This is a genomic window from Pacificimonas flava (assembly GCF_000342165.1).
GTDB lineage: Bacteria > Pseudomonadota > Alphaproteobacteria > Sphingomonadales > Sphingomonadaceae > Pacificimonas > Pacificimonas flava.
In genome coordinates this window covers 419,266-434,812 of record NZ_AMRV01000003.1, presented here as the reverse complement: position 1 = coordinate 434,812, position 15,547 = coordinate 419,266, and the positions used below count along the sequence as shown (strand labels likewise).

General features: G+C 65.8%; 17 protein-coding genes. 12 read left to right on the top strand and 5 right to left on the bottom strand.

Annotation, left to right across the window (positions count from 1 at the left end):
• The first annotated feature begins 15 nt into the window (after nt 1-15).
• Both ggt (C725_RS07080) and C725_RS07075 read left to right on the top strand, forming a co-directional pair.
• Nucleotides 16-1,764, top strand: a complete 1,749-nt coding sequence (gene ggt / locus C725_RS07080; protein ID WP_149864575.1) for a gamma-glutamyltransferase — start codon at nt 16-18, stop codon at nt 1,762-1,764.
• 171 nt (nt 1,765-1,935) lie between these two features.
• A complete protein-coding gene (locus C725_RS07075) occupies nt 1,936-3,696 on the top strand; it encodes an AMP-dependent synthetase/ligase (protein ID WP_051051260.1) in 1,761 nt (586 codons plus the stop codon).
• 21 nt (nt 3,697-3,717) lie between these two features.
• On the opposite strand, the gene C725_RS07070 is transcribed toward C725_RS07075, so the two are convergent.
• Nucleotides 3,718-4,434 (bottom strand): Crp/Fnr family transcriptional regulator, encoded by a 717-nt coding sequence (locus C725_RS07070; RefSeq protein ID WP_008601382.1) that lies wholly within the window; start codon nt 4,432-4,434, stop codon nt 3,718-3,720.
• A 120-nt stretch (nt 4,435-4,554) separates the two neighbouring features.
• On the opposite strand from C725_RS07070, the gene C725_RS07065 reads away from it, so the two are divergent.
• The 4 genes from C725_RS07065 (at nt 4,555) to C725_RS07050 (ending at nt 7,715) form a co-directional block, all read left to right on the top strand.
• Nucleotides 4,555-4,986, top strand: a complete 432-nt coding sequence (locus C725_RS07065) for a hypothetical protein (protein WP_008601378.1) — start codon at nt 4,555-4,557, stop codon at nt 4,984-4,986.
• A gap of 184 nt (nt 4,987-5,170) precedes the next feature.
• Entirely contained in the window at nt 5,171-6,070 is a 900-nt protein-coding gene (locus tag C725_RS07060) for a DMT family transporter (protein ID WP_008601376.1), read from the top strand.
• A gap of 37 nt (nt 6,071-6,107) precedes the next feature.
• Nucleotides 6,108-6,890 carry an SDR family NAD(P)-dependent oxidoreductase gene (locus tag C725_RS07055; protein WP_008601375.1) on the top strand — a complete coding sequence of 261 codons (783 nt, stop codon included), beginning with the start codon at nt 6,108-6,110 and terminating at the stop codon, nt 6,888-6,890.
• 18 nt (nt 6,891-6,908) lie between these two features.
• Nucleotides 6,909-7,715 (top strand): SDR family NAD(P)-dependent oxidoreductase, encoded by an 807-nt coding sequence (locus C725_RS07050; RefSeq protein ID WP_008601373.1) that lies wholly within the window; start codon nt 6,909-6,911, stop codon nt 7,713-7,715.
• Between the two features lie 40 nt (nt 7,716-7,755).
• Here the strand turns inward: C725_RS07050 and C725_RS07045 are convergent, their stop codons facing one another.
• Both C725_RS07045 and C725_RS07040 read right to left on the bottom strand, forming a co-directional pair.
• Entirely contained in the window at nt 7,756-8,313 is a 558-nt protein-coding gene (locus tag C725_RS07045) for a biotin transporter BioY (protein WP_008601372.1), read from the bottom strand.
• Nucleotides 8,310-8,603, bottom strand: a complete 294-nt coding sequence (locus tag C725_RS07040; RefSeq protein WP_038282225.1) for a 4a-hydroxytetrahydrobiopterin dehydratase — start codon at nt 8,601-8,603, stop codon at nt 8,310-8,312. Before C725_RS07040 ends, C725_RS07045 begins: the two co-directional genes overlap by 4 nt.
• Nucleotides 8,604-8,659: 56 nt before the next feature.
• Here C725_RS07040 and C725_RS07035 point away from each other — a divergent pair, with 56 nt between their 5' ends.
• From C725_RS07035 to C725_RS15315, 6 genes are all read left to right on the top strand, one after another.
• On the top strand, nt 8,660-9,055 hold the full coding sequence (locus C725_RS07035) for a metallopeptidase family protein (RefSeq protein WP_008601368.1): 396 nt from the start codon (nt 8,660-8,662) through the stop codon (nt 9,053-9,055).
• A 74-nt stretch (nt 9,056-9,129) separates the two neighbouring features.
• Nucleotides 9,130-9,597, top strand: coding sequence for an acyl-CoA thioesterase (locus C725_RS07030; RefSeq protein ID WP_008601366.1), 468 nt, complete (start codon nt 9,130-9,132; stop codon nt 9,595-9,597).
• A complete protein-coding gene (locus C725_RS07025; RefSeq protein WP_008601364.1) occupies nt 9,594-10,010 on the top strand; it encodes a VOC family protein in 417 nt (138 codons plus the stop codon). The genes C725_RS07030 and C725_RS07025 overlap by 4 nt, the downstream gene beginning before the upstream one ends.
• A gap of 41 nt (nt 10,011-10,051) precedes the next feature.
• Nucleotides 10,052-10,783: a hydroxyacylglutathione hydrolase gene (gloB, locus tag C725_RS07020; RefSeq protein WP_008601362.1), complete on the top strand. Its 732-nt coding sequence runs from the start codon at nt 10,052-10,054 to the stop codon at nt 10,781-10,783.
• A 62-nt stretch (nt 10,784-10,845) separates the two neighbouring features.
• Nucleotides 10,846-12,636, top strand: a complete 1,791-nt coding sequence (gene ggt / locus C725_RS07015; RefSeq protein WP_008601360.1) for a gamma-glutamyltransferase — start codon at nt 10,846-10,848, stop codon at nt 12,634-12,636.
• 84 nt (nt 12,637-12,720) lie between these two features.
• Nucleotides 12,721-13,149: a hypothetical protein gene (locus C725_RS15315; protein ID WP_008601358.1), complete on the top strand. Its 429-nt coding sequence runs from the start codon at nt 12,721-12,723 to the stop codon at nt 13,147-13,149.
• A gap of 7 nt (nt 13,150-13,156) precedes the next feature.
• On the opposite strand, the gene C725_RS07005 is transcribed toward C725_RS15315, so the two are convergent.
• Together C725_RS07005 and C725_RS07000 are read right to left on the bottom strand one after the other, a co-directional pair.
• The gene (locus C725_RS07005; RefSeq protein WP_008601356.1) at nt 13,157-13,921 is read right to left on the bottom strand and encodes a hypothetical protein; all 765 of its coding nucleotides are present in this window, start codon (nt 13,919-13,921) and stop codon (nt 13,157-13,159) included.
• Nucleotides 13,918-15,498, bottom strand: a complete 1,581-nt coding sequence (locus C725_RS07000) for a lysine--tRNA ligase (protein ID WP_008601355.1) — start codon at nt 15,496-15,498, stop codon at nt 13,918-13,920. The genes C725_RS07005 and C725_RS07000 overlap by 4 nt, the downstream gene beginning before the upstream one ends.
• Nucleotides 15,499-15,547: the final 49 nt, after the last annotated feature.

The following is a 15,547-nucleotide window of genomic DNA, read 5'->3' as shown; positions in this document are numbered from 1 at the left end:
CTAGTGTCGCGCGCCATGACGCGCCTTTCATCCTCTGCCGCCCTTGCCGCGGCCGCCATCGCCCTTCTTGCAAGCTGCGCGCCCCCGGCCGCGCCCCAGGCGACGGCTGCGCCCGAGGCGATCTCGGATCAGGGTCAGGAACAGGTCTACAGCGCGATCGTCTCCGCCGCGCATCCTCTGGCGGCAGAGGCCGGCGAGGAAATGCTGCGCGCCGGTGGCAGCGCGGCGGACGCCGCCATGGCGACACTGCTCGCGCTGACGGTGGTTGAGCCGCAAAGCTCCGGTATCGGCGGCGGCGGCTTCCTGATGTATCATGACGGTGAAAGCGGGCGGATCTACGCGCTCGACGGCCGTGAATACGCCCCGCGCGCCGCGATGCCCGACATGTTCCTGGGCGCCGACGGGGAGCCGAAGCCCTATCGCGCCAGCCAGGTCGGCGGCATGTCGGTCGGCATCCCCGGCAATGTCCGGCTGATGGAGAAGGCGCATCGCCGGTTCGGCAAGCTGCCCTGGGCGCGCCTGTTCGATCCGGCGATCCGCCTGGCGGAGGAGGGGTTCGAGGTGACGCCGAGGCTTCATGACATGCTGACGCGCTCGAAGGACCGGGCGGCGCTGACCGCATGGGCGCGCGCGACTTACTTCACCGCCGCCGATCAGCCGAAGCCGGTGGGCACGCTGATCCGAAACCCGGCCGCCGCCCGCTTCCTTCGCCGGTTGCAGGCCGAGGGGCCGTCGAGCTTCTACACCGGCCGTTCCGCATCCTCCATCGTGCAGGCGGTGGTATCCGCGCCCGTTCATCCGCAGGCGATGACGACCGCCGACATCAGCGATTACAAGGCGGAATGGCGCGATCCCGTTTGCGGCACCTACCGTTCCTACCGCGTGTGCGGCATGCCGCCGCCCTCCTCCGGCGGAACGACGGTCATCGCGATGCTGGAACAGCTGGAGCGGTTCGATCTCGCGGCCATGGGACCGGAGGACCCGCAGGCCTGGCACCTGATTGCAGAATCCATGCGCCTCGCGTTCGCCGACCGGGAGAAATATCTCGGCGATCCCGATTTCGTCTCCGTTCCCACAAGCGGCCTCATCGACAAGGCTTATACCCGGGCCCGCAGCGATCTGATCGATCCGCAGCGCGCGGCCGAAACCGTGGAGGCCGGCACACCCCCCGGAGCGCCGAACGTGGCCATGGTACGGCAACCGCCGGACGGCGGCACCTCGCATTTCGTGACGGCCGACCGGGAGGGGGACGTCGCCTCGCTCACCTCGACCATCGAGGCCGTGTTCGGTTCCGGCCTGACGGTGAACGGCTATTTCCTCAACAACGAACTGACCGACTTCTCATTCCAGCCCGTCGTCGACGGACTTCCCGCGGCGAACGCGATCGCCCCGCGCAAGCGGCCTCGCAGTTCCATGTCGCCGACGATCGTCTACGCGCCGAGTGGAGAGGTGGCGTTCGCGGTCGGAGCGGCCGGCGGTCCCACCATTATCGCGCAGACCGCGAAGGCGATCATCGGCGTCATCGATTGGGGCCTCAGCATCGACGAAGCCATTGAGCTGCCGCAACTCTACGCCGCGCTCGGCCCCGTCGTTCTGGAGGAGGATACGCCGCTGGCCGGTCTTGAGGGACAGTTGAAGGCCATGGGCCACGACACCAGTGTTAGCGACCTGCCGCTCAAGGCGAATGGCCTGCAGCGCATCGGACGCGGCTGGATCGGCGGCGCCGACGGCCGCGGCGAAGGCGCGATCGCCGGAATCGAATAGAACGAAGGCGGTCCGTACCCGATTTGCGCGCAGGCGCTTTCCGCCTAGACAGCGTGCTGCCGGGACCGGACCGCGTGGATCGAATTTTCGCATCGGACGGAAAATCTGGGGAGTGATGCCTGCGTGACTGTCGCCGCCAAAGCCGGGGAGCCCTGGCCGAACCTCGTCACCATGTTCCTCGCGCAGGCCGAAGCGAAGGGCCACGCGCCGTTTCTGGGCGCCCGCAGCGCGGGGGGCACATGGGAAACGATCAGCTGGGCGGAAACCGCGCGCCGCGTCGCGCAGGTGGCGGAGGCGCTGATCGAACTCGGCATCAAGCCCGGCGATCGGGTCGCGCTGATTTCGGAAAACCGCCCCGAATGGTGCATCGCGGACCTCGGCATCATGGCGGCCGGTGCCGTCAGCGTCCCCACATATACGACGAACACCGAACGCGATCATCTTCACATTCTCGAAGATTCGCACGCACGCGCGGTGATCGTTTCCAACGCGAAGCTGGCAAAGGTGCTGCTGCCGGCTGTCTATCAGGCGGATGCCTGCGAAATCGTCATCGGTATCGACGCGCTGCGCATCAGCCAGAGTTCCGGTGCGCATCTTTATCATTGGGACGACATCGTTGCGCGCCAGCCGGGCGACCTTGCGGCCATAGGGGCGCGCATGCAGCGCGTCCGGCGAGAAGATCTGGCCTGCATCATCTATACGAGCGGCACCGGCGGGGCGCCGCGCGGGGTCATGCAGCATCACGGCGCGATCCTGTGTTCGACGGCCGGCGCCTATGACATTCTCGAGGGCGATTTCGGCATTGCCGACGAGCGCTTCCTGTCCTTCCTGCCGCTCAGCCACGCCTATGAGCATACGGGCGGGCAATATCTGCCGATCATGTGCGGTGCGGAAATCTTCTACAGCCGCGGCATCGACAAGCTTGCGGCGGATATCGAGGAGACGCGGCCCACGATCATGGTCGTCGTCCCGCGCCTGTTCGAGGTGCTGCGCCAGCGCATCATGAAGGGGATCGAAAAGCAGGGCGGCGCGGCGCTGTGGCTGCTAAACCAGGCGCTGCGCCTGGGCGAGAAGCGCGTTCGCCGGGGTCGTCTGCCGCTGACCGACAAACCGCTCGATCTTCTTCTCGACCGCACCATCCGCAAGAAGGTGGGCCAGCGCCTCGGCGGGCGGCTGAAGGCGATGGTCGCGGGCGGCGCGCCCCTCAATCCAGAGGTCGGCCTGTTCTTCCAGTCGCTGGGCGTCACGCTGCTGCAGGGCTATGGCCAGACGGAGGCGGCGCCGGTCGTGTCGTGCAACCGCCCCTCCGCGAAGATCAAGATGCATACGGTCGGCCCGCCGCTGAAGGGCATCGAGGTGCGCATCGCCGAGGATGGCGAGATTCTGGTGCGCGGCGAACTGGTCATGCACGGCTATTGGAACAACGAGGCGGAGACGGCACGCGTCCTGAGAGACGGCTGGTTGCACACCGGCGATATCGGCCATTTCGACGAGGACGGTCATATCGTCATCACCGACCGCAAGAAGGACCTGATCGTCCTCGACAAGGGCGACAATGTCGCGCCGCAGCGGGTCGAGGGCATGCTGACGCTGCAGCCGGAGATCGCGCAGGCCATGGTCGCCGGCGACAAGCGGCCCTACCTCGTGGGGCTGGTGGTGCCGGACATGGAATGGGCGGCCGAGTGGGCCGAGGCGCAAGGAAAACCGGCCGACATGGATGCGCTGCTCGCCATGCCCGAATTCCACCGGGAGATCATGAACGCCGTCGACCGGGTGAACCGCACCCTTTCGGTGACCGAGCGCGTTCGCCGCGTCGTTCTTGCCGACAGTCCCTTCACTGTCGAGAACGAGCAGCTGACGCCCTCCATGAAAATCCGGCGGCACGTCATCCGAAAGGTCTACGGCGACCGGCTGAACGCGCTTTACAGATAGGCGCTGGTTCCGGGCGGGGGTCTATCTCCCCCCGCCAGCCGCATTCGCCGCCGCCTGGAGCCCGGACCGGTCCAGAATGCGAAGGCCGCGCCGGCCGTCGCGGGCGATGATTCCGTCTGCCTCCAGCGCGCCCAGTTCGCGGCTGATCGTCTCGATCCGCAGGTCGAGAAGCTGGCCGATCTCGCCCCGCGACAGCGGCAGCTCCAGCCTGTTCGGATCGGGATTCGCGGCGCACCCGGCAGCACCCCGGCCCAGAAGGTGGAGAAGGAGTGCCGCAAGCCGCACCCGTGCCGGTGCGGAGCCGCTCCTGGTCTGGCTGAGCCGGGCTTCGTCGAGCGCACCGAGGGTTCGGCGCAGCAATTCCGTTTCCAGCTTCCGATTCTCGTTCAGGGCCCGCGCGAAGGCGCGCCGTGGGAAGACGCAGATGTCGCAGTCCGTCAGGGCCGAAATCTGCATGGTCGCGGCGCCGGGAAAGGGTGTTCCGACGAAATCCGCGGGAAATGCCAGACCCGTGACCCGCTCGCTGCCATCCGCATCCACCACCGACAGTTTCAGGGCCCCGCGCGTCAGCGTGGCACAGACGCCGTCCTCGTCGCCCTGCCAGGTCAGGGTGCGTCCCCGGGGCAGGCGTTCGCGGCGGCCGCTGGCTGCGAATTGCTGCAGGGCAGGGGCATCCAGCACCTGACAGAGCGCCCGGTTGCGGACCAGGCAATCGCTGCAGGGTGAAGGCTCCGGCACGGGCGTTCCTTTCGCACGGCAAAATTGACTCAGCGCAAAATTCCCTTCGCGGCTCGCTTTATCAAGGGGCTCGCCGCCGCCCATTCCTTTTTTGGCGCGGTCGATGCCAGGAGAATGACGATGAGCCAGGACGTTCTACATGATTTCGACGGGTTGCGGGTCGGCGCGGCGCCCATTGCCGGTCCCGGCCATAATGGCGGGCCGGCGCTCAGCAGCGTGCGGGCGGCCGGCGCCGTCCCCCTGCCGATCCTTCTCGTCTTCGCAGGCAGTTTCCTTGTGCTTCTGCTGGCGCTCGCCATGCCCGCCATGGGTGCGGCGTCGTTTCCGCTCCTGTTCGCGATCTTCGCCGTTTGCTTCGCTGCCTATTTCGGCGGCGGCCTGATCTCCCCGATCGGGCAGGAGGCGAGGCAGCGCCGCAGCCATGCGCCCGTGGCCAGCGGTGACGGTCAGTTGAGCGCGCGTGAGGCTGCCTGGCAGATCCTGCCGCTTCCCATGCTGCTGATGGGGTTCGGTCTGTTCGCCGTGGCTGCAAAGGCCCTCATCTTCGCCTGAGGAAGACGGACACAAGGCGCCGGGTGCGCGGACCATGACGTGGCCGCACCCGGCGATGACTTCACCAACTTGGGGGCTTTTCAAACGCACCGAAAGCCGCGACGTAGGCTCCCGTGCAGCAACCAAGCCCTCGCAGCCTCATCCCGCGCCGTCCGTGCGCCCGAGCTGACGCCGCGCGCCCGAGATGATGGCGCGCCTCCGCATTTCCGAAGGCTTTGCCGCGCCCGCCTGGATCATCGCATCCTCGCTGCTGTTCGCGGTCGCCTGGACGTTCATCAAGCTTGCGGGGCAGGACATCCATCCCTTCGAGGTCGTGTTCTGGCGCTGCCTGATCGGCTCGGCGATCCTGATGCCGTTCGTCATCGCCGGAAAGGTGCGCATGCCGCTCAGCCGGCTCGGCGGCCATGCGATGCGCGCGACGTCCGGCATCATCGCCATGTTCGCGACCTTCTATGCGCTGGCGAACGCACCCATCGCGACGGTTCAGGCGATCACCTTCGCCGCGCCCGTGTTCGCGACCTTCGGTGCGTTTCTCTTTCTGGGGGAGAAGGTTCGGTTTCGCCGCATGGCGGCGCTCGCGGTCGGCTTCGCCGGCGTTCTCTACGTGTTGCAACCCGGCGCGGAGCCGCTGACGCCGGGCATTCTCGCGGCGATCGTCGCCACAATCGCGACCGCGTTCACCACCATCGCCATCAAAAGGCTGGTCGGCTTCGATCATCCCAACACGGTGGTGGCGTGGAGCTTCGTCCTTCCCATTCTTCCCGCTCTCATCGTCTCGCTGTTCGTGTGGAGCTGGCCGCAGCCGCTGACATGGGTGTACCTGCTTCTGACCGGCGCGTTCACGCTGGGCGGGCAGACGGCGATGGTGCGCGCCTTCTCGCTGGCCGACGCAACGGCGATCATGCCCTATGATTTCGTGCGCTTCGGCTTCATCGTCGGCATCGGCGTTCTGGTGTTCGGCGACGTGCTGCGCCCCGAAGTTCTGATCGGCGGCGGCATCATTCTCGCCTCCGCAATTTACCTAGCCTACCGGGAAGCTCAGTTGTCGCGCCGCGGCCCGGCGTCTACCCCGCGCGTTACCTGAACGAACACATCCGAAGAACAATGGGAGAATTCGCAAGATGAAACTCGAAGGCATCAGCGCCGTCGTCACCGGCGGCGCGTCCGGCCTTGGCGCCGCCACCGCCCGCAAGCTTGCCGCCGAGGGCGTGAAGGTCGCGCTGTTCGACCTGAATGCGGAAAAGGGCGAGGCCGTGGCCAAGGACATCGGCGGCATTTTCTGCGAGGTGAACGTCACCTCCGACGAATCCGTCGATGCCGGATTCGAAAAGGCGCGGGCCGCGCATGGGCAGGAGCGGATTCTCGTCAACTGCGCCGGCACGGGCAACGCGATGAAGACGGCCAGCCGTTCCAAGACCGACGGCTCGATCAAGCATTTCCCGCTCGATGCCTTCAACATGATCATTCAGATCAACCTGGTCGGTACGTTCCGCTGCATCGCAAAATCCGCCGCCGGCATGCTGACCCTGGATCCCGTCGGCGAGTTCGGGGAGCGGGGCGCCATCGTCAACACGGCCTCCGTCGCCGCGGAGGATGGCCAGATGGGACAGGCCGCCTATTCCGCGTCGAAGGGCGGTGTCGTCGGCATGACCCTGCCGGTTGCGCGCGACCTGATGTCGGAGGGGATTCGCGTGAACACCATCCTGCCGGGCATCTTCGATACGCCGCTGATGCAGGGCGCGCCCGACAATGTGAAGCAGGCGCTCGCCGCCTCCGTGCCGTTTCCGAAGCGCCTGGGCAATCCGGACGAATATGCCTCTCTGGCGGTGGAGATGTGCCGCAACTCCTACTTCAACGGCGAGGATGTGCGTCTGGACGGGGCCATTCGCATGGCGCCGCGCTGAGCCCTAGGGAGTAACGCCATGCCGCGCCCGGCCGGTTTCGATCCAAAGGACCAGATCTGCATCGTCACCGGCGGGGCGAACGGCATCGGCCTCGCCCTGGCCCGGGCGCTGAAATCGGCCGGCGCTCGGCATGTCGCGCTTGCCGACCGGGATGCGGAGGCATTGGCGCCGGCGGGGCAGGAGATCGGCGGCCTGACCTTCGCCATCGATGTGGCGGACGAGGCCGCCGCCGCTGCCATGGTGGCCCGCGTGGAGGAGGAGGTGGGGCCCATCGGCCTCTTCGCCGCGAACGCCGGCATCGGCCGCCCCGATGCCGATCCGGCCGATGCCGCCTCTGCACCGTTGTCCGATTTCGAGGATTGCTTTCGCGTCAACTGCCTGGCGCATATCGCGGCGGCGAAGGCGGTCGTGCCCCGTTTCCGCGATCGCGGCGCCGGCTGGTTCCTGGCGACCATCAGCGCCGCCGGACTGCTCAGCCAGATCGGCTCGGCGCCCTATTCCGTCAGCAAGCATGCCGCCATCGGCTTTGCCGAATCGCTCGCCTATACGGTTCGCGATCAGGGGATCGGCGTGTCCGCCCTTTGTCCGCAGGCCGTCCGCACAGCCATGATCGGCGAGAATCCGGAGGACAACCTGAAGGGCGGCGCGAATGTGGACGGCATTCTGGAACCGGAAGCCGTCGCCGCCGCCGCGCTGAAGGGCATGGCCGAGGGACGCTTCCTGATCACGCCGCACGAATCGGTGCGCGGATACATGACGCACAAGGCGGCCGACTATGACCGCTGGATCGGCGGCATGGCGAAGCTGCGCCGGCAGGTGCTCTAAGACATCCTGCCGGCGGGCAGCTGCCGCCGGGCACCGAACCTCAGCGGCGCCGGCGCGTTGCCGCGATGCCCCAGAGGATCGCCGCACCCATGGCCGATTTGATGCCGGCACCCAGCAGAAAGGGCGTGACCCCCGACGCAATCGCCGCCGGCGCGCCGATCAGCGCCGCCAGCCAGGCCGCGCCGATGCCGAGGCACAGAAGGTTGCCGAGCGCCATGGCACCGAAGGCAAGGATCGGCCGCCGTCCATGGGCGCCGTGCACGCACAGCCAACCCGTCACGAAGGCGACGACGGGAAAGGCGGCGAGATACCCGGCCGTCGGACCCATCATGTAGGGAAGGCCGGCATGGCCGTCCGCCAGGACCGGCATGCCGGCCGCGGCCTCCGCCAGCCAGGCAGCGACGGTGATCGCGCCCAGACGCGGACCGTAGATCGCCCCGATCAGCGTGACGGCGAGCGTCTGCATGGTGATCGGCACCGGTGCCAGCGGAATGGCGATGTAGGAGGACAGCGCCAGAATCAGCGTGCCCAGAACGACAAGAGCCGCCTGCTGCGGCAATGCGGGATGGCCGATGACCGGCAGGGCCCGGTTGCTCATGCCGCCACCCCGTCGATGGCCCTTGCCAGCTTCACGTCGCGCATGGACAGACCATCCGCGTCGTGCGTCGTCAGGACGATGTCCACGCCGTTATAGACGTTCGACCATTCGGGATGATGGTCCGCCTTCTCGGCAAGCAGCGCAACGCGGCTCATGAAGCCGAAGGCGCCGACGAAATCCGAGAATTTGAAGGATTTCGCAATGGCGTCGCGGCCGTCCACGACAGTCCAGCCGGTCAGCGCCGGAAGATGTTCGGCGCGCTCGGCGTCCGTCAGTTTTTCTATGCTCATGCGCGCTTCCATAATCCGGCCGGGCCCCATATCTCAAGCGCAGGAAAGGCGGAAACATGAGCCGGGAAACCTTCGCGCCCTCTCTGGACGACATTGAAAGCCTCGCCGCGGATGCCGTCGCGAACCTGCCGGACCTGTTCCGCCAATATCTGGACGGCGTGCGTCTGGTCGTGGAGGACTTTCCCTCCGAGGAGGTGCAGCGGGACATGCAGCTGGAAAGCCCCTTCGACATCCTCGGCCTCTATCACGGCTATGCGGTGGGAAAGTCGGTCGACCTCAGCGGCAACCTGCCCGACACGGTCTATCTCTATCGCCGCCCCCTGCTCGATTACTGGGCGGACCATGAAGAGAGCCTCGAACATCTGGTCGCGCATGTGCTGGTGCACGAGGTCGGGCATCATTTCGGCCTCAGCGACGAGGACATGCACGGCATCGAGGATGCCGCCGGCTGAACGGCTGGCCGGGCGCCCGGCTGTAAAGTCAGGCAGGCTGGCGCCCCGGCGGGGCGGCTCCTAGGTAGGGGCGCATGGCCCGCTCAGACTTTCGTTTCGCGCATCGGCTGCGCGTCCGCTATGCCGAAATCGATGCCCAGGCGATCGTGTTCAACACGCGCTATCTGGAATATTTCGACGTGGGCATCACCGAGTATTTCCGTGCCACCGGACGCAGAGACCTTACCCAGCCCGATGGCGGCGGCGCGGAGTTTCACGTCGCCCGCAACACAATCGACTACAAGAAACCGCTGGTGCTGGACGAGGAATTCGACATCTGCCTGCGCTGCCAGCGCATCGGCAGCAGCTCGATGACCTATGAATGGGAAATCCACGGCCTTGCGAACGGTGAGGGCAAGGACGATCTGCGTGCGCTCGGCACCAGCGTCTCCGTTCATGTCGGAGAAGTCGGCAAGGGGCCGACGCCGGTGCCGGACGGCATCGTCCTCGTCTTCGAAACCTTCGAGGGGCGGGCGCTCAGGAACAAGGAAAAGACCGCATGAAATATCTGCACACCATGGTCCGCGTGGCGGATCTCGATGCCTCGATCGCCTTTTACGAACTGCTCGGCCTGAAGGAGGTGAAGCGCAAGGATGTCGAGGCCGGACGCTTCACGCTCGTCTTCATGGCCGCGCCGGGCGACGAGGATGCGCAGGTCGAGCTGACCTACAATTGGGATCCGGAAACCTATGATGGCGGCCGCAATTTCGGCCACCTCGCCTACGCTGTCGACGACATCTACGAGAGCTGCCGGCGGCTGCAGGATGGCGGCGTCACAATCAACCGTCCGCCGCGCGACGGTCACATGGCCTTTGTGCGTTCGCCGGACGGGATCTCGGTCGAGCTTCTTCAGAAGGGCGAGCGCAAGGCGCCGGCGGAACCCTGGGCGTCCATGGAGAACACCGGCACCTGGTAGGGCGGGGCCGCCGCCCCTTTTCCCGAAGGAGATCCGAAACCATGACACTCGACGTCGTTCAGATACCGGTCCTCAACGACAATTACGTCTATCTCGTACATGACGCGGACAGCGGCGAGACGGCGGTTATCGACCCCTCGGTAGCCGCGCCCGTGCTGGACGCGGCGGCGAGCCGGGGGTGGCGCATCACGCAGATCCTCAACACGCACTGGCACCCCGACCATGTCGGCGGAAATGCGGAGATCAAGGCGGCGACCGGCTGCCGGATTACGGGGCCGGCCGGCGAGGCGGAAAAGATCACCGGCATCGACCGTGCGGTGTCGGAGGGCGATACGGTCCATATCGGCGCCCAAGAGGGACGCGTTATCGACGTGCCGGGGCATACTGCGGGTCACAACGCCTATTATTTCGAAGGGGCCGGACTGCTGTTCTGCGGCGATACGCTGTTCGCCATGGGCTGCGGCCGGCTGTTCGAGGGCACGCCCGCCGACATGTTTGCCAGTCTGCGGAAATTCGCCGCGCTGCCGCCCGAAACGCGCGTCTACTGCGCGCACGAATATACAGCGGCGAACGGCCGCTTCGCGCTGACCGCCGAACCGGCCAATGAAGCGATCGCCGCGCGGCAGGACCGGGTCCTCGCCCTGAGGGAGGCGGGCGAGCCGACCGTTCCGACGACGATCGAACAGGAACTTGCCACCAACCCCTTCATGCGGGCAGACAGTGCGGAGGAGCTTGGCCGCCGCCGCGCGGCCAAGGATGCATTCAAGGGCTGAGCGCGCGTTACGCGTCCGGCGGGTTAAGGATCGGCCGCGGGGAGCGGCCATGAGGGGGTATGATGAAAATTGTCAGGAATCTCGTCGGCGCGGCCATGATGGCGGCGCTGGTCCCCGGCGCGTCTGTCGCCGCACCGGCGGAACAGCCGCCGCGCAAGGATCAGGGCGACCGTTATGAGGGCTTTGCGGGACAGACCCGTTCGCCCGTTCTGGCAACCCACGGCATGGCGGCAACCAGCCAGCCGCTGGCGACCGGCGTGGCGCTCGACATATTGAAGCAGGGGGGCAGCGCGGTCGATGCGGCCATCGCGGCGAACGCGGCGCTCGGCCTGATGGAGCCCACCGGTAACGGCATCGGCGGCGACCTGTTCGCCATCGTCTGGGATCCGGACACCAAGAAACTCTACGGCCTCAATGCCAGCGGCCGTGCGCCGATGGGGCAGAGCCTTGCGGACCTTCGTGAAGCCTCCGGCGGCGACGATATTCCGGATTATGGCTGGCGATCCGTCACCGTGCCGGGTGCGGTATCGGGCTGGGCGGCCCTGCACGAGCGTTTCGGCAAGCTGCCGCTGGGCGCCGATCTGGCGCCCGCCATCTACTACGCCGAACACGGCTATCCGGTCTCCGAGTTGATCGCGTGGTACTGGAACCGCTCGATGGGAAATTTCGCGGACCTGAGCGCGGAAGGCATCGTCGAGGAGGGCGAGAACTGGCGCCAGCTATTCATGCCCGGCGGCAAGGCGCCGCAGGCCGGCGAGGTGTTCGTCAACAAGGATCTTGCACGGACGCTGAAAACCATCGCGGAGCAGGGGCCGGACAGTTTCTACACCGGCGAACTGGCGCGCGACATGGCCGCCTATTTCGAGCGGATCGGCGCGCCGCATCGGTATGAGGACTTCGCATCGCACGAGGCGGAATGGGTCGATCCCGTTTCCGTCGACTATCGCGGCTACGACGTCTGGGAGCTGCCGCCCAACAGCCAGGGCATCGCCGCGCTGCAGATGCTGACCATCCTGGAAGGCTACGATCTGAAGGCGATGGGCCGCGATTCGGGCGAATTCTGGCATGTGATGACGGAGGCCAAGAAGCTCGCCTTCGCCGACCGCGCGCATTATTATGCCGACATGGCGTTTTCCGATGTGCCGGTCGAGCGCCTTATTTCCGAAGATTACGCAGCGGAACGCCGCAAGCTGATCGGCGACAAGGCGGCGATGAGCGTGGAGCCGGGCCTCGACACCAGCGGGATCGACGCCGGCGATACGATCTACCTGACGACGGCCGATTCCAGCGGCATGATGGTCAGCCTGATCCAGTCCAATTATCGCGGCATGGGTTCGGGTCTCGTCGCTGATGACGGAGAAGGGCACACGCTCGGCTTCATGTTCCAGGACCGCGGCGCCCAGTTCGCGCTCGATCCGGACCACGCCAATGCCTATGCGCCCGGCAAGCGCCCGTTTCAGACCATCATCCCCGCCTTCATGACGAAGGACGACGTCCCGCTGATGAGCTTTGGTCTGATGGGCGGCGCCATGCAGCCGCAGGGTCATGCGCAGATCGTCGTCAACATGGTCGATTTCGGCATGAACGTGCAGGCGGCGGGCGACGCCGCCCGCTTCCATCACGAGCAGGCGGACGAGCCGACCGCGCTCGGCAAAATGACGGACGGCGGCCTGCTGCAAGTGGAATCGGGCGTCCCCATCGAGGTCGTGCGCGATCTGGAGGCACGCGGCCAGACGGTCGAATACACCACCGGTCCGTTCGGCGGGTATCAGGCGATCTACCGAGACCCCGAAACCGGCGTCTACTGGGGCGCCAGCGAGATGCGCAAGGACGGCCACGCGGCAGGATATTGACGTGCGGCCGTGCCGGCTTGGGCCTCATGCAGCGAACCTGCTATGTAAAGCGTTGGGTCGAAAGGATTGGGAGGAGTATTGTTTATGAAATATCTCGCCATCGCTTCGACTGCGTTGCTTATGACGGCCTGTACGGCATCGTCGGACAGCCCGCAGAGCGCAGCCGACCGTGAAGCGGAGAATCCGCTTGCCACCGTTGCGGCCACGGGATCGGCGCGTTCGTGTCTGCCGGTATCGCAGCTTCGCCAGACGGAGGGTGTATCGTCACGGGCCATCATCTTCGAGATGGACAATGGCGATCTTTACCGCAACGAGCTGACGGCGAACTGCCCGGGCGCTCGCCAGGACGTGGCGTTCAGTTACTCGACGCCGACACAGCAGCTGTGCCGCGGCACGATTCTGACCTTCTTCGACCCGGCTGTCCGCGCGCCCTATGGCAGCTGTGCGCTGGGCGAATTCGTGCCGATCCCGGAGGATGCGCGCGACATGATGAAGGACGAGCCGGAGGGCTGATCCGGCTTCAACTGACCGCATCGAAGGGCCGCGCATCGTCTGCGCGGTCCTTCAGCATGCCGCGGTCGCCCGCATTCAGGGCCTCCAGGAGACCTCTTGCCGTCCGGCGCATGACCTGCGTCAGCCCATCGCCGCCGGAGCCGCGCGCGACGGGGGTTACCAGCGCGCGGATGCGATCCTTCTCGTCATAAAACTTCATCGAGACCAAATTCTGCGCGTACAGTGTGCGCGTGATCTCGTCGTTCGGATCGAGTTCGACGGACCGCTGGAACGCCTTCAGGCTTTCGTTCGACTTGGCGCCGAGCATCGTGCCGGCAAGGAAGGGTTCCAGATTGGACACCGCCTCTCCATGCCATACGCCGAGCGCTCGCCATGCGAGTGGATTGCGCGGTTCGTTCTTGACCACCTCGTCGATGATCCGCTTCGCGGTTTTCGCATCCGAGCGGCTTCGTTCGATTTTCGACCGGAATCCAAGCGCGGTTGCCTTCCATAGCTTGGCGTCGCTGTTCCTGGGGTCCAGCTTCAGCGCAGTGTCGAGATCGTCCAGCGCGGCCGCCAGCTTCATTTTCGCCTTTGCCTTGTCGGTCGTCATATAGGCCGCGTCGGTGAGGACGGCCTTCGCCGCAAGAACATAACCGTCGGACGTGTTCTCGGCCCGGGCTGCCGCGGCCGCCTGGGTGAACTTCATCTGGTTGAACAGCGCATTGGCATCTGCCGCTACGGCCGGATGCGCCAGCGCGGCGAGGAGCGATGCGACGATCAGTTTCTTCATTTGGCCAGAGCCTCCGATATCAATCGGCGCGTATTTTCCATTCCGTAGAGCGAGATGAAGCTGCCCATGCGCGGGCCCTGCGGGCTGCCAAGCAGCGTTTCGTAAAGAGCCGAGAACCAGCTACGTAGCGGATCGAAATCATGCGCCTTTCCAACCTCGTATACGACCGACTGAATGTCTTCGGCCTGAACGGATTGCGGCAATTTTGCGAGACGCGCGTCGAGATCGCGTAGGGCGTCCGACTCCTGCGCCGTGGGTGCGCGCTTTTCGAGCGTGGGCGCGACGATTTCCTTCACATACCGCACGGCATGGCCGATCAGCGCATCCAGCTCCGGTTCGCTTTGCGGGGAGGCATCGGGCGCGTAGTTCTTCAGATAGGCCCAGACCGCGTCTTCCTCTGCCTCGGCGCCCATGACACCCACGAGGTTCAGAAGCAGCGAATAGCTGACGGGCAGGCTGTCCCGCGGAACCTCGCCCCCATGCACATGATGAACGGCATTGCCGAGGCGCTTATCCCAGTCCTGCTCCACGTAGTTGGCGCGCATCTGGAAATAATCGTCGATGATCTTCGGAATGAGGCCCGTGTGCAGCTGCTTGGCCGCCTTCGGATCCCGGTAGATGTAGAAGGCCAGACTGTCCTGCGGACCATAGGACAGCCAGTCGTCGATCGAGAGGCCGTTTCCCTTCGATTTGGAAATCTTCTCCCCGGCGGCGTCCAGGAACAGTTCGTAGATCATGCCCTCCGGCTTGCGGCCGCCAAGCACCTTTGCGATGCGGCCCGACTGTACGCCGGAGTCGGTCAGGTCCTTGCCGTACATCTCGTAATCGACGCCGAGCGCCACCCAGCGCATGGCCCAGTCCGCCTTCCACTGCAGCTTCGCCTGGCCACCGAAAATCGACTGCTCGACGATGTCCCCGTCATCCGCGAAACGGACGATGCCGCTGTCGGCATCGACGATCTCGACGGGGACTTGCAGGACAATTCCGGTCTTCCGGCTGATGGGCAGCACGGGCGAATAGGTGGCGCGCCGCTCCTCCCGCAGGGTCGGCAGCATGATATCCATGATCTTGTCGTAGCGGTGCAGCACGGTCCGCAGCGCATCGTCGAACGCGCCGCTCTCATACTGCTCCGTCGAGGACATGAACTCATAATCGAATCCATAGCGGTCCAGAAAGGTGCGCAGCCGGGCATTGTTGTGCGCCGCGAAGCTCTCGTGCGTATCGTAGGGATCGGGGATGCGGCTGAGCGGCTGTCCCAGATGCGCACGCAGCATGTCGCCGTTCGGAACATTGTCCGGAACCTTGCGCAGCCCGTCCATATCGTCGGAAAAGGCAACGAGCCGGGTCGGCACGTCGGCCATCTCCTCGATCGCGCGGCGCACCATGGTCGTACGCAGCACCTCGTTGAACGTGCCGATATGCGGCAGACCCGACGGGCCGTAACCGGTTTCGAGGAGGATCGGTTCGCCGCCCGGCTTTCCGTCCGGATAGCGTTTCAGGACGCGCGCCGCCTCCTGATAGGGCCAGGCTTTGGAAGACAGCGCGGCGGCGCGGCGGGCGGAATCGATCTTGCTCATGCCGCTAGAGCTATGTTGCGGCGCAGCGGACGGCAAGCCGTGATGCGCG

Coding starts and splice junctions, on each gene's coding strand:
- gloB (WP_008601362.1), top strand. CDS start 10,052: ATGACACTCGACGTCGTTCAGATACCGGTCCTCAACGACAATTACGTC.
- C725_RS07040 (WP_038282225.1), bottom strand. CDS start 8,603: ATGAGCATAGAAAAACTGACGGACGCCGAGCGCGCCGAACATCTTCCG.
- C725_RS07030 (WP_008601366.1), top strand. CDS start 9,130: ATGGCCCGCTCAGACTTTCGTTTCGCGCATCGGCTGCGCGTCCGCTAT.
- C725_RS07075 (WP_051051260.1), top strand. CDS start 1,936: ATGTTCCTCGCGCAGGCCGAAGCGAAGGGCCACGCGCCGTTTCTGGGC.
- ggt (WP_008601360.1), top strand. CDS start 10,846: ATGAAAATTGTCAGGAATCTCGTCGGCGCGGCCATGATGGCGGCGCTG.
- C725_RS07045 (WP_008601372.1), bottom strand. CDS start 8,313: ATGAGCAACCGGGCCCTGCCGGTCATCGGCCATCCCGCATTGCCGCAG.
- C725_RS07050 (WP_008601373.1), top strand. CDS start 6,909: ATGCCGCGCCCGGCCGGTTTCGATCCAAAGGACCAGATCTGCATCGTC.
- C725_RS07060 (WP_008601376.1), top strand. CDS start 5,171: ATGATGGCGCGCCTCCGCATTTCCGAAGGCTTTGCCGCGCCCGCCTGG.
- C725_RS07065 (WP_008601378.1), top strand. CDS start 4,555: ATGAGCCAGGACGTTCTACATGATTTCGACGGGTTGCGGGTCGGCGCG.
- ggt (WP_149864575.1), top strand. CDS start 16: ATGACGCGCCTTTCATCCTCTGCCGCCCTTGCCGCGGCCGCCATCGCC.
- C725_RS07000 (WP_008601355.1), bottom strand. CDS start 15,498: ATGAGCAAGATCGATTCCGCCCGCCGCGCCGCCGCGCTGTCTTCCAAA.
- C725_RS07035 (WP_008601368.1), top strand. CDS start 8,660: ATGAGCCGGGAAACCTTCGCGCCCTCTCTGGACGACATTGAAAGCCTC.
- C725_RS15315 (WP_008601358.1), top strand. CDS start 12,721: ATGAAATATCTCGCCATCGCTTCGACTGCGTTGCTTATGACGGCCTGT.
- C725_RS07055 (WP_008601375.1), top strand. CDS start 6,108: ATGAAACTCGAAGGCATCAGCGCCGTCGTCACCGGCGGCGCGTCCGGC.
- C725_RS07025 (WP_008601364.1), top strand. CDS start 9,594: ATGAAATATCTGCACACCATGGTCCGCGTGGCGGATCTCGATGCCTCG.
- C725_RS07005 (WP_008601356.1), bottom strand. CDS start 13,921: ATGAAGAAACTGATCGTCGCATCGCTCCTCGCCGCGCTGGCGCATCCG.